This is a genomic window from Pseudomonas sp. KK18, from assembly GCF_037094675.1.
Lineage (GTDB): Bacteria > Pseudomonadota > Gammaproteobacteria > Pseudomonadales > Pseudomonadaceae > Aquipseudomonas.
Genome location: NZ_CP146605.1, coordinates 6,921,190 through 6,934,750 on the forward strand (window position 1 = coordinate 6,921,190; position 13,561 = coordinate 6,934,750).

The following is a 13,561-nucleotide window of genomic DNA, read 5'->3' on the forward strand; positions in this document are numbered from 1 at the left end:
TTCATGCGATCTTAAAGATAGAACCCAGCGACTGTTTCGGGGCCGCTGCGCAGCCCAGCGGGAGCAAGCTCCCTCGCCACACGTTACGGGCGGGGTGCGTAGGCAAATACGTCAGCACGCATCTGGTGCGCATCCATGCCGGCCTCGACCAGCGCATCCAGGGTGCCGTAGATCATCGCCGGTGAACCGCTGGCGTAGACATGCACGGACTTGAGGTCGCTGATGTCTTCGCACACCGCTTCATGCAACAGCCCGCAGCGCCCTTCCCAGCCACACAGGTCGCTGACCACTTTGTGCAGGAACAGGTTGGGCAGTTGCAGCCACTGGTCCCAGTGCTCGATGTCGTAGAAGTCTTCCGGTCGACGTACACCCCAATACAGATGCACCGGGTGCTTGAAACCGCTGGCGCGACAGTGTTCGATCAGGCTATGCATCTGGGCCATGCCGGTGCCGGCGGCGATCAGCACCAGCGGCCCGTCGGGCAGTTCCGCCAGGTGGGTGTCGCCAAACGGCATTTCGATGCGTGCCATCTGGTTGCGCTGCAACTGCTCCAGCAGGCTGCGGGCGCTGTCTTCCCGGGCCAGCACGTGCAATTCCAGCTCGCGCCCGGCGTGGGGCGCCGAGGCCAGGGAGAACGCCGACTTCTCGCCGTTTTCCCGCTCGATCATCAGGTATTGCCCGGCGTGGTAGCGCACCGCCTTGCCGGCTGGTGCCCGCAGGCGTACGCGCCAGACGTCACCGCCCACTTCAACGCATTCACTCAGTTGGCAAGACAGTTTGCGCACCGGCAATTCTCCCGGCGCCAGCACGCCATCCCACAACACAATGCAATCTTCCAGCGGTTCGGCAATGCAGGTATAGAACTCGCCATGGTCACGCACCTCACCGGCTTGCTGCACCCGGCCTTCCACCAGCAGCGCCGCGCACACGTGGCACACGCCATTGCGGCAGGCCTGGGGGCAATCGTAGCCCAGGCGGCGCGCACCCTCGAGGATCCGCTCGCCGGGCGTCAGTTCAAGTACCGCACCGGAAGGCTGCAGGGTTACACGCATCAATCTATTCCTAATTCTTTCCAGAGCGCATCGACACGGGCAGTGACCGCTTCGTCCTTGACGATCACGCGGCCCCATTCGCGGGTGGTTTCACCCGGCCATTTATGGGTGGCGTCCAGGCCCATTTTCGAGCCGAGGCCCGATACCGGGGAAGCAAAGTCGAGGTAGTCGATCGGCGTATTGTCGATCATCACCGTGTCGCGCTTGGGGTCCATGCGCGTGGTGATAGCCCAGATCACGTCGTTCCAGTCCCGGGCGTTGATGTCGTCGTCGGTGACAATAACGAACTTGGTGTACATGAACTGTCGCAAAAACGACCACACACCCAGCATTACCCGCTTGGCGTGGCCGGGGTACGACTTCTTCATCGTCACGATGGCCATGCGATACGAGCAGCCTTCGGGCGGCAGGTAGAAATCAGTGATTTCCGGAAACTGCTTTTGCAGGATCGGCACAAACACTTCGTTCAACGCCACGCCGAGGATCGCCGGCTCATCCGGCGGGCGGCCGGTGTAGGTGCTGTGGTAGATCGGCTTGACCCGGTGGGTGATGCGCTCGACGGTGAACACCGGGAAGCTGTCGACTTCGTTGTAGTAGCCGGTGTGGTCGCCGTAGGGGCCTTCATCGGCCATCTCGCCCGGGTGAATAACGCCTTCGAGGATGATTTCGGCGGTGGCCGGCACTTGCAGGTCGTTACCGCGGCATTTCACCAGCTCAGTGCGATTGCCGCGCAACAGGCCCGCGAAAGCGTACTCGGACAGGCTGTCGGGCACCGGCGTGACGGCGCCGAGGATGGTCGCCGGGTCGGCGCCCAGGGCAACGGAAACAGGGAATGGCTGGCCGGGATGCTTTTCGCACCACTCACGGAAATCCAGCGCGCCGCCACGGTGGCTCAGCCAGCGCATGATGACCTTGTTGCGGCCGATCACTTGCTGACGGTAGATGCCGAGGTTCTGGCGGTCCTTGTTCGGGCCCTTGGTGACGGTCAGGCCCCAGGTGATCAGCGGGCCGACGTCGCCAGGCCAGCAGGTCTGCACGGGGAGCATGCCGAGGTCGACATCCTCGCCTTCGATCACCACTTCCTGGCAGACCGCGTCTTTCACGACCTTGGGGGCCATGGCAATGATCTTGCGGAAGATGGGCAGCTTCGACCAGGCGTCCTTCAGACCCTTGGGCGGCTCCGGTTCCTTGAGGAAGGCCAGCAGCTTGCCGATCTCGCGCAGTTCGCTGACCGACTCGGCGCCCATGCCAAACGCCACGCGGTCGGGAGTGCCGAACAGGTTGCCGAGCACCGGGATATCAAAGCCCACCGGGTTTTCGAACAGCAGCGCCGGGCCCTTGTTGCGCAAGGTGCGGTCGCAAATCTCAGTCATCTCCAGGACCGGGGAAATCGGCACCTGGATACGTTTCAACTCTCCGCGCTGCTCAAGTTGCTGCACGAAATCCCGAAGATCCTTGAATTTCATTAACCATGCCACCCGTAAAATAGGCGTACATCCTACCTGCTCTTACGGTCGCTGGCAGCTTATTGAGCAGCATTGCCGACGACACAGACTCAAAGAGCCGATGCCTGGGTTTCATCGCGCAAGGCTTTGAACAAGGGTTCAAGAAACGCCTCGACATACCGCGAACCAACCGCCGAGAGGTGATTGTCGTCGGTGTACAGCGACTGACCGTCCAGTTCCACCCGGCACCAGTCATTCGCACTGCATAACTTGGGCGCCGGATCCATTACCTTTACCCCGGGATCAGCCGCCGCCATGCGCTCGAATACGCTACTGATATAGGCCTGGCGCTGGAGGTGCTCATCCAGGGGCATGCCTTCTTTGTCGGTGGGCCGGCCGAGCATCGCCAGGCGACTCAGGCGGTAAGGCGGACTGAATTCCTGCAGGGGGACTTCCTTGACCAGCCACACCCGATGGCCGCTGGCGCGCAATTGCTGCACAAGGGCGCCGAGACTTTCAGCGAAGCGCCGCTCGGCGAAGGCGCGGTCATAGGTTCCGGTCGCCGGGTCCAGCAACGAAGCCTCGGTATCACCATCGCGCTGCCCATAGACATACAGGCTCCAGCGCGCCACCAGCACCACGTCGCTAAAGGTTTCCTTGCCGAGCAGTTGCGTGACCTGCTGGTTAAAGGCCAGGCAGCCCGGAACGCTTTCCTTGCGATTAAACGGCAGGCAACCGGCATAACCTGCCTGCGTGACGCTGACACCGTACTTGCTGGCGCCGTCTCGCAACGCCGGAACCAGCGCCGTGGCATGGCTATCGCCCCAGACCAGCGCGCGCGTCGGCGCGGACTGAGGCCCGAAATGACAAAATCCATGGTGGCGATTTTTCCCACCATCCACCAGGCAGGCCATAAGGTCCGGGCTCCACTCGCGCGCCTGGGCAAATTGCAGCGCCTCGGGCGACAGGCGCCAAGGCAAGCCCTTCGTCAAGACCAGGCCTTTGCCGAGCAGTCCCACCCCAAGCAGCGCGATACCCGCCGCCACCAGGATTTGCTTGCGCCCTGCCAACAGCCGACGTTCACGGAACGGCGCCTCGACAAACCGCCAGGACGCATAACCCAGCACCAGGCTCAACACAAACAGTGCACCAAGCTCCCACGGGCCCAGCCCGTCGACACTGGCGTACTTGCCAAACACGTACACCGGCCAGTGCCACAGGTACCAGGAGTAGGAGATCAGGCCAATCCCCACCAGCAAGCGGCTACCCAGCAGCTTGCTCATCAGGGTAGTTTGCTGGCCGTTGGCCCAAATCAGGCAGACCACGCCCACCACCGGCAACAGCGCTGCGGCGCCGGGAAACGGCGTGCTCGGGTCATACGCGAAGACCGCCAGCAGGATCAGGCCGAGGCCGGCAAGGCTGACGGCCTGCGCCAACGCCGGGCTGGCGCGGTACTCGCGTACCGGCATTACCGCCAGCATTGCACCCGCCAACAGCTCCCAGGCACGCATCTGCAGCAGGAAAAAGGCTCGTTCCGGAGCGTGGGCCACCGCCCATGTACTCATGCCGAATGACACCAGCAACAACACGAACAGCGCCGTGCGCCAATATTTGAGCCGGCTCGACAGCAGTGTCAGCAGCAGTGGGAAGAGGATGTAGAACTGTTCTTCAACCGACAATGACCAGGTATGCAGCAACGGTTTGATATCGGAGGCCACATCAAAGTAACCGTCCTGACGCATGAAAAACAGGTTGGAGATAAACACCACCTGGTTATGTATCGAGCGCCCCAACTCGCTGTAATCCTTGGGCGCCAGCAGGAACCAGCCCACCACCAGCGCGCCGAGCATCATCACGAACAGTGCCGGCAGGATACGCCGCGCTCGCCTGGCCCAGAAGCTGACAAAACTGAAACGGCCGGCCTCACGCTCGCGCCAGATGATCGAGGTGATCAAGTAGCCGGAGATCACGAAAAACACGTCGACGCCGACAAAGCCGCCGGTAAAGCCCGGTACACCAAAATGAAACAGCACAACAGCGAGCACAGCTATGGCACGCAGGCCGTCAATGTCCCTGCGATAAGCGAGAATGGTCATAAAATCTTGTAATTTGCCTGATCGGATGGACAGCGAGTGTAGTCACACACGCGAATTTGTTTCTAAACAGACACACACTAAAGCCAAAACTCCTTTTCCAGAAACAAAAAAAATGGCGCCCCATGGGGCGCCATCCTTTTTGACCGAAGCGTCGTGTTACTTGCGCTTCATCGACAGGAAGAACTCGTCGTTGGTCTTGGTGGTTTTCAGCTTGTCGATCAGGAACTCGATGGCCGCAACTTCGTCCATCGGGTGCAACAGCTTGCGCAGGATCCACATGCGCTGCAGTTCGTCATCGGCGGTCAGCAACTCTTCGCGGCGCGTGCCGGAACGGTTGATGTTGATGGCCGGGAACACCCGCTTCTCGGCGATACGACGGTCCAAAGGCAGTTCCATGTTGCCGGTACCTTTGAACTCTTCGTAGATCACTTCATCCATCTTCGAACCGGTTTCAACCAGTGCGGTGGCGATGATGGTCAGCGAGCCGCCTTCTTCGATGTTCCGCGCAGCGCCGAAGAAACGTTTCGGTTTCTCCAGGGCGTGGGCATCGACACCACCGGTGAGCACCTTGCCGGAGCTTGGGATCACGGTGTTGTAGGCACGGGCCAGACGGGTGATGGAGTCGAGCAGGATCACCACGTCTTTCTTGTGTTCGACCAGGCGCTTGGCCTTCTCGATCACCATTTCGGCAACCTGCACGTGGCGGGTTGGCGGCTCATCGAACGTCGAGGCAACCACTTCGCCGCGCACGGTGCGCTGCATTTCGGTTACTTCTTCCGGACGCTCATCGATCAGCAACACGATCAGGTGAACTTCAGGGTTATTACGGGCGATGTTCGCTGCGATGTTCTGCAGCATGATGGTCTTGCCGGCTTTCGGCGGGGCCACGATCAGGCCGCGCTGGCCTTTGCCGATCGGGGCACACAGGTCGATGACACGACCGGTCAAGTCTTCGGTGGAACCGTTGCCGGCTTCCATCTTCATGCGCACGGTCGGGAACAGCGGCGTCAGGTTCTCGAAGAGAATCTTGTTTTTCGCGTTCTCGGGACGATCGTAGTTGATCGTGTCGACCTTGAGCAGGGCGAAATAACGCTCGCCTTCCTTTGGAGGGCGGATCTTGCCAACGATGGTGTCACCGGTGCGCAAGTTGAAGCGACGGATCTGGCTCGGCGAGACGTAGATATCGTCTGGGCCGGCGAGATAGGAAGCGTCTGCAGAGCGGAGGAAGCCGAAGCCGTCCTGGAGAATCTCCAGCACGCCATCACCGGAGATTTCCTCGCCGCTTTTCGCGTGCTTTTTCAGCAGGGAGAAAATCACGTCCTGCTTGCGCGAACGGGCCATATTTTCTATGCCCATCTGTTCGGCCAATTCGAGCAGTTCGGTAATCGGCTTTTGCTTGAGTTCAGTCAGATTCATATAGGAATGACGTAATCATTTATGGAGGGGGGGAAATTAAGCTTTTGGCTTAATGAGGCCGCGCCGCAGAGAAGGCGACAGGATCGCGTACTAATCGAAAAGGAGAGCGTCGGCGACGGCTTGCAGGGGGCAGTGGAGAAACCAGTGCGGGGCCGAATGTACCACCTGAGTTTCAGAGCGTCTAGCCCTGTTTCACGAAAAAGCCCCGCAAATTGCGGGGCTTTTTGAGGACGCTTAGATATTGGCGTCGAGGAAAGCTTGCAGCTGGGACTTCGACAGCGCGCCGACCTTGGTGGCCTCGACGTTGCCGTTCTTGAACAGCATCAGGGTCGGGATACCACGCACGCCGTGCTTGGCCGGAGTTTCCTGGTTGTCGTCGATGTTCAGCTTGGCAATGGTCAACTTGCCTTCGTAAGTGGTGGCAATGTCGTCCAGGACCGGAGCGATCATTTTGCAAGGACCGCACCACTCAGCCCAGTAGTCAACCAGCACCGGGCCCTGGGCCTTCAGTACTTCGGCCTCGAAGGTCGCGTCGGTGACGTGCTTGATAAGATCGTTGCTCATGGATGTCTCCGGGTTGTAAGCAAAAAAAACGTTGCCCATCATAGCCGCCCTTCCCGCGTTCAGGAAGCTGCAGCTGATTGACTCTTCCTATGATGGCGCATGAGTTTGGGTATAGCCTGACTCATGGGGTTACGGGAGTGATGAAGGCAATCCCTGTACGCAACGCCGCGTTACGCACATGTTCCTGCATGCTTTTCTGCGCCGCCCCGCTGGCGCGTCGGGCCAGGGCACGGAGGACCTTGCGGTGCTCCTGCCAGGTCTCCATGGCCCGCTCCGGCCGGATGAACGGTAGTTTCTGGCTCTCCAGGAACACCTCGGCACTGGCGCTGAGGATGCTCACCATCGCCTGATTGCCGCTGGCCAGCAGGATGCGCCGGTGGAATTCGAAGTCCAGCCGGGCGGCTGCCTCGAAATCACCGGCCTTCAGCTCCTTGCGCATCGCCTCGACGTTATCTTCCAGGATGTCCAACTCCCCGGTGGTCAGCGTCACCGCCGCCAGCCCCGCCGCAAAACCTTCCAGGGCGTAGCGCAGTTGAAAGATATCCAGCGGCGTCGCCTGTGCCGTAAACGGCCAGGCCAACCCCGGCAGCTCTTCGGCCGCTTGCACGAACACGCCCTTGCCCGGCTGCACACTTACCACGCCCAAGGCACTGAGTGACGACAAGGCTTCACGCAAAGAGGCCCGGCTCACGCCCAATTGCAGCGCCAGGTCGCGCTGGGAGGGCAACGCATCACCCGGCCCGAAGCCCTCGTCAGCGATCAATTTGCGGATGGCCTGTAGCGCCACTTCCGGTACGGCTTGGGCGATGGAATTCATAAGAAACTCAGGTTTCCAGTCAACTGAGCGGCTAGTTGTAAAGCTATTCGCAGCGCCCGGCAAGCCACGCCCCAAAGGGGCTCGCGCGGTTTTGACGGCGCTCGAAAAGGGTGCAGAAAACCCAGTAACTGTTCAGACCAGTAAGACCGCCAAGACTCAACAGCCACCGGCTCTGGCGCGAAATACGGCGGTGCTGGCATGGGCTGTGCACTGGCAAAAACCGGAAAATCCTTTCGTCCTTTTCGGAGAGTCGCCATGACCAAGCGTTGCAGCGCCCTGCTCACTGCCCTGTTTGCCAGCCTGATGCTGAGCCAGGCGCCCGCCCAGGCCAACGGTCTGGACGATATCGTCGCCCGTGGCACCCTCAAGGTGGCCGTGCCCCAGGATTTCCCGCCGTTCGGCTCGGTCGGCCCGGACATGAAGCCCCGCGGCCTGGACATCGACACCGCAAAGCTTTTGGCCGACCAGCTCAAGGTCAAGCTTGAACTGACCCCGGTCAACAGCACCAACCGCATCCCGTTCCTCACCACCGGCAAGGTCGACCTGGTGATTTCCAGCCTGGGCAAGAACGCCGAGCGCGAGAAGGTCATCGACTTCTCCAAGGCCTACGCGCCCTTCTACCTCGCCGTATTCGGCCCTCCCGATGCGCCGATCAGCACCGTTGACGACCTCAAGGGCAAAACCATCAGCGTGACCCGTGGCGCCATCGAAGACATCGAGCTGACCGCCGTGGCGCCTAAAGAGGCGACGATCAAGCGCTTTGAAGACAACAACTCGACCATCGCCGCCTACCTCGCCGGCCAGGTGGACCTGATCGCCAGCGGCAACGTGGTGATGGTGGCCATCAGCGAACGCAACCCCAAGCGCGTGCCGGCACTGAAAGTGAAGCTCAAGGACTCGCCGGTGTACGTGGGCGTGAACAAGAACGAGCCGGCGCTGCTGGACAAGGTGAACCAGATCCTGGTCGCGGCCAAGGCCGACGGCAGCCTGGAAAAGAATGCATTGCAGTGGCTCAAAGAGCCGCTGCCGGCTGATCTCTGAGCGCGGTAACGAGGGTTAGCCTATGGCCTATCAATTCGACTTTGTGCCGGTCCTGGCCAATACCGATCTGCTGCTGCGCGGCGCGCTGTTCACACTTGAACTGACCGCCATCGGTGCAGTACTGGGCGTGGCGCTGGGAATCGTCGGCGCCGTGGTGCGGGCGTGGAAGATCCAGCCGTTCAGTTGGATCTTCGGCGTGTACGTCGAGTTGATCCGCAACACGCCGTTCCTGGTGCAGTTGTTTTTCATCTTCTTCGGCCTGCCGTCCCTCGGCCTGAAAATCACCGAATGGCAGGCGGCAGTGCTGGCGATGGTGATCAACCTGGGGGCGTACTCCACCGAGATCATCCGCGCCGGGATCCAGGCGATCCCCCGCGGGCAACTGGAAGCGGCGGCCGCGCTGGCGATGACACGTTTCGAGGCGTTCCGCCATGTGGTGTTGCTGCCCGCGCTGGGCAAGGTCTGGCCGGCCCTGAGCAGCCAGATCATCATCGTGATGCTCGGCTCGGCGGTCTGCTCGCAGATCGCCACCGAGGAACTGAGCTTTGCCGCCAACTTTATCCAGTCGCGCAACTTCCGCGCCTTTGAAACCTATGCGCTGACGACCCTGGTCTACCTGTGCATGGCGCTGATGATCCGCCAATTGCTGAACTGGATCGGCCGGCGCTATGTCATGAGGAACGCCCGATGAGTGATTTTTCGTTCTGGGACATCGTGCGCAACCTGCTCACCGGTTTGCAGTGGACCTTGCTGCTGTCGCTGGTGGCGTTCATCGGCGGCGGCGTGATCGGCTTGCTGGTGATGACTATGCGCATCAGCACCAAGGCGTTCCCGCGCAATGTCGCCCGCACCTATATCGAACTGTTCCAGGGCACGCCGCTGTTGATGCAACTGTTCCTGGTGTTCTTCGGCATCGCCTTGCTCGGCGTGGACATTTCGCCCTGGCTGGCGGCGGCGATTGCCTTGACCCTGTTCACCAGCGCCTACCTGGCCGAAATCTGGCGTGGCTGCGTCGACTCCATCGCCCACGGCCAATGGGAGGCGTCCGCGAGCCTGGCCCTGAACCCGCTGGAGCAATTGCGCTACGTGATCCTGCCCCAGGCCCTGCGCATTGCCGTGGCGCCAACCGTGGGTTTCTCGGTGCAAGTGGTCAAGGGCACCGCCGTGACCTCGATCATCGGCTTCACCGAGCTGACCAAGACCGGCGGCATGCTCGCCAACGCTACCTTCGAACCCTTCATGGTCTATGGCCTGGTGGCGCTGGGTTACTTCCTGCTCTGCTACCCCTTGTCCCTCAGTGCGCGCTACCTGGAAAGGAGACTGCATGCCTCTGCTTAGAATTTCCGCCCTGCATAAGTATTACGGCGATCACCACGTCCTCAAGGGCATCGACCTGAGTGTCGAAGAAGGCCAGGTGGTGGCGATCATCGGTCGCAGCGGCTCGGGCAAATCCACCCTGCTGCGCACCCTCAATGGCCTGGAGTCGATCAACGACGGCGTGATCGAGGTCGACGGCGAATACCTCGACGCCGCCCGCGCCGACCTGCGCACCCTGCGGCAGAAAGTCGGCATGGTGTTCCAGCAGTTCAACCTGTTCCCACACCTGACGGTGGGCGAAAACGTCATGCTTGCGCCGCAAGTGGTGCAGAAAGTGCCGAAAGCCAAGGCCGCACAATTGGCGCGACAGATGCTTGAGCGCGTTGGGCTGGGGGAGAAGTTCGACGCGTTCCCCGATCGTTTGTCCGGCGGCCAGCAGCAGCGGGTAGCAATCGCCCGGGCTCTGGCGATGTCGCCCAAAGTGCTGCTGTGCGATGAAATCACCTCGGCCCTGGACCCGGAGCTGGTCAACGAAGTGCTCAGCGTAGTGCGCCAACTGGCCAAGGATGGCATGACACTGATCATGGTCACCCATGAGATGCGTTTTGCCCGGGAAGTGGGTGACAAGCTGGTGTTCATGCACCAGGGCAAGGTGCATGAAGTGGGCGACCCGAAAATCCTGTTTGCCAATCCGCAGACCGCCGAGCTGGCCAACTTCATCGGTTCGGTGGAGCGCACGGACTGAGGCATCAGGCCCCGGGCGCCCACTCAAAACCGCCCTGCCCCTCAAATGTCGTTTCATCCCTGACGGCCAGCAAAGCCGCAGGCAGGAAGGTCTCGACGTTGACCAGGGCGGTGAAGCGGCGCCCATGCACCGGCATACCCGCTACGTGTGCAACAAGCCTATGGCCCGGCAGCAATCGTCCGGTCGCCGGCTCTTCAGACAGGTGCGGCATTACCAGCTCAACGGATTTTCCATCGACTTGAGCGGACTGCAGGCTCAGGGTGAAATGCCCCTGGCGCCCAAACCGAAAGCCCTCCAGGCCTGCGGGTACGCCCGTAAAGCGCAGCGCCATGGATACAGGCGCCTCACAGGCCATGTTCAGGCGAAGCGTGCGCTTGCCCAGCGCGATCTGTGGGTGGCCCCGCTCGGCTTGGCGAACCAGACCGTAATCAACCCGGGGCTGGCTCAAGGACACCTGGCAGTTATCTGCCCGCGCCTCATTGGCCAACACCACGACAAACAGCAGCAGGTAAAGGATAAGCCCATGACGCAGGCGTACACCGTCAAAAGGCCCCACCGGCTCAGAGGGTACGGCAGACCGCCGAACCTGTTTCATAGAATTTGTCGTCATTGGATTCTGGCTCAAGGTTCAGTTGCAACAAGCAGGTGCTTGAATCTGGCAAGGAGATGTTCAGCGCTCGCGACTCATCCAGGCTGTTAAGGAAGACCATGCCCTCGCCCACGACGCTGGTCAGGAAAGCATTGTTGCTGTCGAAAACCGAGGCTCCCTGGGGCAGGGGTTGGCCGTGCGCGTCACGGACCTCAAGCAATACACGGCGCACTTTCACTACTTCGAAATCGATCGTGTTGAAAGAACCGCGTCCGGCCGCAAGGACCTTGGTGCCGTTTTTCAGATCGATGCGCTTGGGCAGGGATTGGGTTTGCACCTCGACATTGCTGCTGCGGTAGGCAGGCAGGCTGGCGATCACCGCCTGCCCGCGGTAGTCAGTCCAGACCGGCCCCTGCGGCGTCGAAACCTTGGCTGCCCCGACATTACCCACCGAGACAATTCCAAAGGTGTCCTGGACGGCATAGGGCGAGAACGTCATGCCTCTGTCGTGGGCCACCACGCCGCCCTGCAATTGGCCGGTATACCCGGTGCTCAATGAATCATGTCGCACACCCAACCCTATCTGGGTGTAACGCGGCATGGCATTCACGCGGGCGTGAACAGCCTGTGTACGGCTCGCCTGCTCACGCGCAACCCCCACTTCATAGTTCACATAGTCGTTGACCCGATCGCTGAAGGCGGTCCCAAGATCGAACCTGTCGCCCCGCCGACTGGCATACGAGGTGACGCGGCGATCCCCACCGAACGGCACGGTGACCTGCAACCGAAGCGAAAGCCCCTTATCCGACACATCGCTGCGCTCGTCTCGAACGGTGTTCTTGACCTTGCGCGGTCGAGAGCCGCCCATCCGGGAATCCGCAATCAAAGCCACCTGGGTGCCATTGAACTGCTGATTCCATGAGGCAAAGACGTGTTCGGCGGAGCGATCATCAAATTGCGAGCTGCGGGAATAACTGACGGAAAAGCCTCCCAGGGACGGGTCGACCCAACTCAAACCTACCGTGTATTGGTCCTTGAAGCGGGCATCCCGCTGGTCACGCCGCGTCGACTGCCCCACTTCCAGTACTTCGCGATAACCCCGCGTCTGGGTAGTGGCACTCGACGTCATTTCAATGCCGGCGAACAGCGGACTTCCCACGGTGACGGAGCTGCGGGCCCCGGTAACTTCGTCCCGGCCATCGCGAGACAGGTTCTGGCGCACGCCAACCGAAAGGTGCTGGAAAAAAACACTGCTCCACACGCCACCCGCCGCCTGGTATTCGTCGGTACTCAACAGGCCGAATCCCAGTGACGAGTTGCGCCCCAATCCCCAGGTCCCACTGCCCATCGCCACGACCGGAGGCTCCCCGGCACCCGGATTTGCCCCGCGCACCTTGCCCAGGGAGAAGTAATAACCGGGCTCTATCGGTACCGCCCCCGCAAAGGACGCGGCAGGGACGGTGAACCCATGCCTGCCACCGCGAGTGCCAATGACACTGACCTCAAGATCGCTGGTGCCATTGAGTATGGGTAATCCGGTCAACGTGAACGGGCCTTCCGGTACCAGTGTGGTATGGATCAACACCCCGGCCTGGCGCACCTCGACCCGGGATGGGCTCTGGGCCAAACCTTCGACCACCACGCTGCTGCCACCCGGGCTGCGCGATTGGCCATCCGGCGAGAGCTGGAAACCCGACAGCTGTAACCCACCGAACACCGGGTTGTTGCTGGAAATCTGCCCGACCTGGAAGGTCGACTTCAGGGGCGCGAAATCGCGTTGGGCGTAGGCATTCACATGATCGCTGCTGCGCTTGCCGTTATCGGAGACAAAGAATTGGCGGCTTCGGACGATCCAGTTGCCGATATTGAATCCCGCCTCGGTGTAGGCCGAAACCGAGCGGGAAGAGCCGCTGTTGAAGCGTTCTTCGAATCCCTGCACATCGTAATTGAACAAGGCTGCCATACCGCCCTGGGAGAAACTGCCGACATCCCATTCGGCCTCGCGCATTGACTGAGTAGGCACCACCAGCGATACCTCATCGCTGCCGGGGCGCAACTTGACGATGGTCGCGGGGTAAGCACCGAGAAAGTCATGACACGCCTGGTCGGGCGCGATACCCGGCCGAATAATCGCGGCTGGCAACCGCAACCCGGCCTTGTCCAGCAGGACCGGGGTAAAACACAACTGCCCCTGGTAGTCGAAGCGTGCCTCCACCAGGCCCAATGAGGTGCCGTTGACCTGCAGCCCCACCACGTGCACGCCCTCGCGGAATCGCGCAGCACTGCGAAAATAATGGGCAACCTTCGGGTCGATCCCGTTCGCCGACAAGACCGCCAGATCAAAACCCGATCCGAGCTCCAGCGCGCAGGCGGGAAGGCTCCACAGCGTTGCCAGGCCGATACAAGTCCGGGAAACCGAGGTTCGAATGGGTCGTACAGAGAGGCTCCAATCGTTTGCATGGGTAGCATTTCTCATAGA

At 61.1% G+C, this 13,561-nt stretch carries 12 protein-coding genes; 4 read left to right on the plus strand and 8 right to left on the minus strand.

Annotation, left to right across the window (positions count from 1 at the left end; translation table 11 throughout):
• Positions 1 to 83: 83 nt before the first annotated feature.
• The 6 genes from V6607_RS31580 to V6607_RS31605 all read right to left on the minus strand — a co-directional run bounded on the left by V6607_RS31580 (position 84) and on the right by V6607_RS31605 (position 7,390).
• Positions 84 to 1,052: a CDP-6-deoxy-delta-3,4-glucoseen reductase gene (locus tag V6607_RS31580; protein ID WP_134327509.1), complete on the minus strand. Its 969-nt coding sequence runs from the start codon at positions 1,050 to 1,052 to the stop codon at positions 84 to 86.
• Positions 1,052 to 2,518: a 4-hydroxy-3-polyprenylbenzoate decarboxylase gene (gene ubiD / locus V6607_RS31585; protein WP_134327510.1), complete on the minus strand. Its 1,467-nt coding sequence runs from the start codon at positions 2,516 to 2,518 to the stop codon at positions 1,052 to 1,054. The genes V6607_RS31580 and ubiD overlap by 1 nt, the downstream gene beginning before the upstream one ends.
• An 89-nt stretch (positions 2,519 to 2,607) precedes the next feature.
• Positions 2,608 to 4,593 (minus strand): acyltransferase family protein, encoded by a 1,986-nt coding sequence (locus V6607_RS31590; RefSeq protein WP_102604079.1) that lies wholly within the window; start codon positions 4,591 to 4,593, stop codon positions 2,608 to 2,610.
• Positions 4,594 to 4,749: 156 nt separating this feature from the next.
• Positions 4,750 to 6,009, minus strand: coding sequence for a transcription termination factor Rho (gene rho, locus V6607_RS31595; RefSeq protein ID WP_008438874.1), 1,260 nt, complete (start codon positions 6,007 to 6,009; stop codon positions 4,750 to 4,752).
• A gap of 234 nt (positions 6,010 to 6,243) precedes the next feature.
• Complete coding sequence (gene trxA / locus V6607_RS31600; RefSeq protein WP_003213989.1) at positions 6,244 to 6,573, minus strand: thioredoxin TrxA; 330 nt, start codon at positions 6,571 to 6,573, stop codon at positions 6,244 to 6,246.
• 121 nt (positions 6,574 to 6,694) lie between these two features.
• Complete coding sequence (locus tag V6607_RS31605) at positions 6,695 to 7,390, minus strand: FadR/GntR family transcriptional regulator (protein WP_003213991.1); 696 nt, start codon at positions 7,388 to 7,390, stop codon at positions 6,695 to 6,697.
• Positions 7,391 to 7,645: 255 nt separating this feature from the next.
• On the opposite strand from V6607_RS31605, the gene V6607_RS31610 reads away from it, so the two are divergent.
• The 4 genes from V6607_RS31610 to V6607_RS31625 are packed head-to-tail and all read left to right on the plus strand — an operon-like array spanning position 7,646 to position 10,493.
• A complete protein-coding gene (locus tag V6607_RS31610; protein ID WP_003213993.1) occupies positions 7,646 to 8,431 on the plus strand; it encodes a transporter substrate-binding domain-containing protein in 786 nt (261 codons plus the stop codon).
• A 22-nt stretch (positions 8,432 to 8,453) separates the two neighbouring features.
• A complete protein-coding gene (locus tag V6607_RS31615; protein ID WP_003213995.1) occupies positions 8,454 to 9,122 on the plus strand; it encodes an amino acid ABC transporter permease in 669 nt (222 codons plus the stop codon).
• Positions 9,119 to 9,769, plus strand: a complete 651-nt coding sequence (locus tag V6607_RS31620) for an amino acid ABC transporter permease (RefSeq protein WP_003213996.1) — start codon at positions 9,119 to 9,121, stop codon at positions 9,767 to 9,769. The genes V6607_RS31615 and V6607_RS31620 overlap by 4 nt, the downstream gene beginning before the upstream one ends.
• Positions 9,756 to 10,493 carry an amino acid ABC transporter ATP-binding protein gene (locus tag V6607_RS31625; protein ID WP_003213999.1) on the plus strand — a complete coding sequence of 246 codons (738 nt, stop codon included), beginning with the start codon at positions 9,756 to 9,758 and terminating at the stop codon, positions 10,491 to 10,493. Before V6607_RS31620 ends, V6607_RS31625 begins: the two co-directional genes overlap by 14 nt.
• A 4-nt stretch (positions 10,494 to 10,497) precedes the next feature.
• Here the strand turns inward: V6607_RS31625 and V6607_RS31630 are convergent, their stop codons facing one another.
• Together V6607_RS31630 and V6607_RS31635 are read right to left on the minus strand one after the other, a co-directional pair.
• Positions 10,498 to 11,088, minus strand: coding sequence for a hypothetical protein (locus tag V6607_RS31630; RefSeq protein WP_134327511.1), 591 nt, complete (start codon positions 11,086 to 11,088; stop codon positions 10,498 to 10,500).
• Positions 11,054 to 13,558, minus strand: a complete 2,505-nt coding sequence (locus V6607_RS31635; protein ID WP_256349469.1) for a fimbria/pilus outer membrane usher protein — start codon at positions 13,556 to 13,558, stop codon at positions 11,054 to 11,056. The genes V6607_RS31630 and V6607_RS31635 overlap by 35 nt, the downstream gene beginning before the upstream one ends.
• Positions 13,559 to 13,561 lie beyond the last annotated feature (3 nt).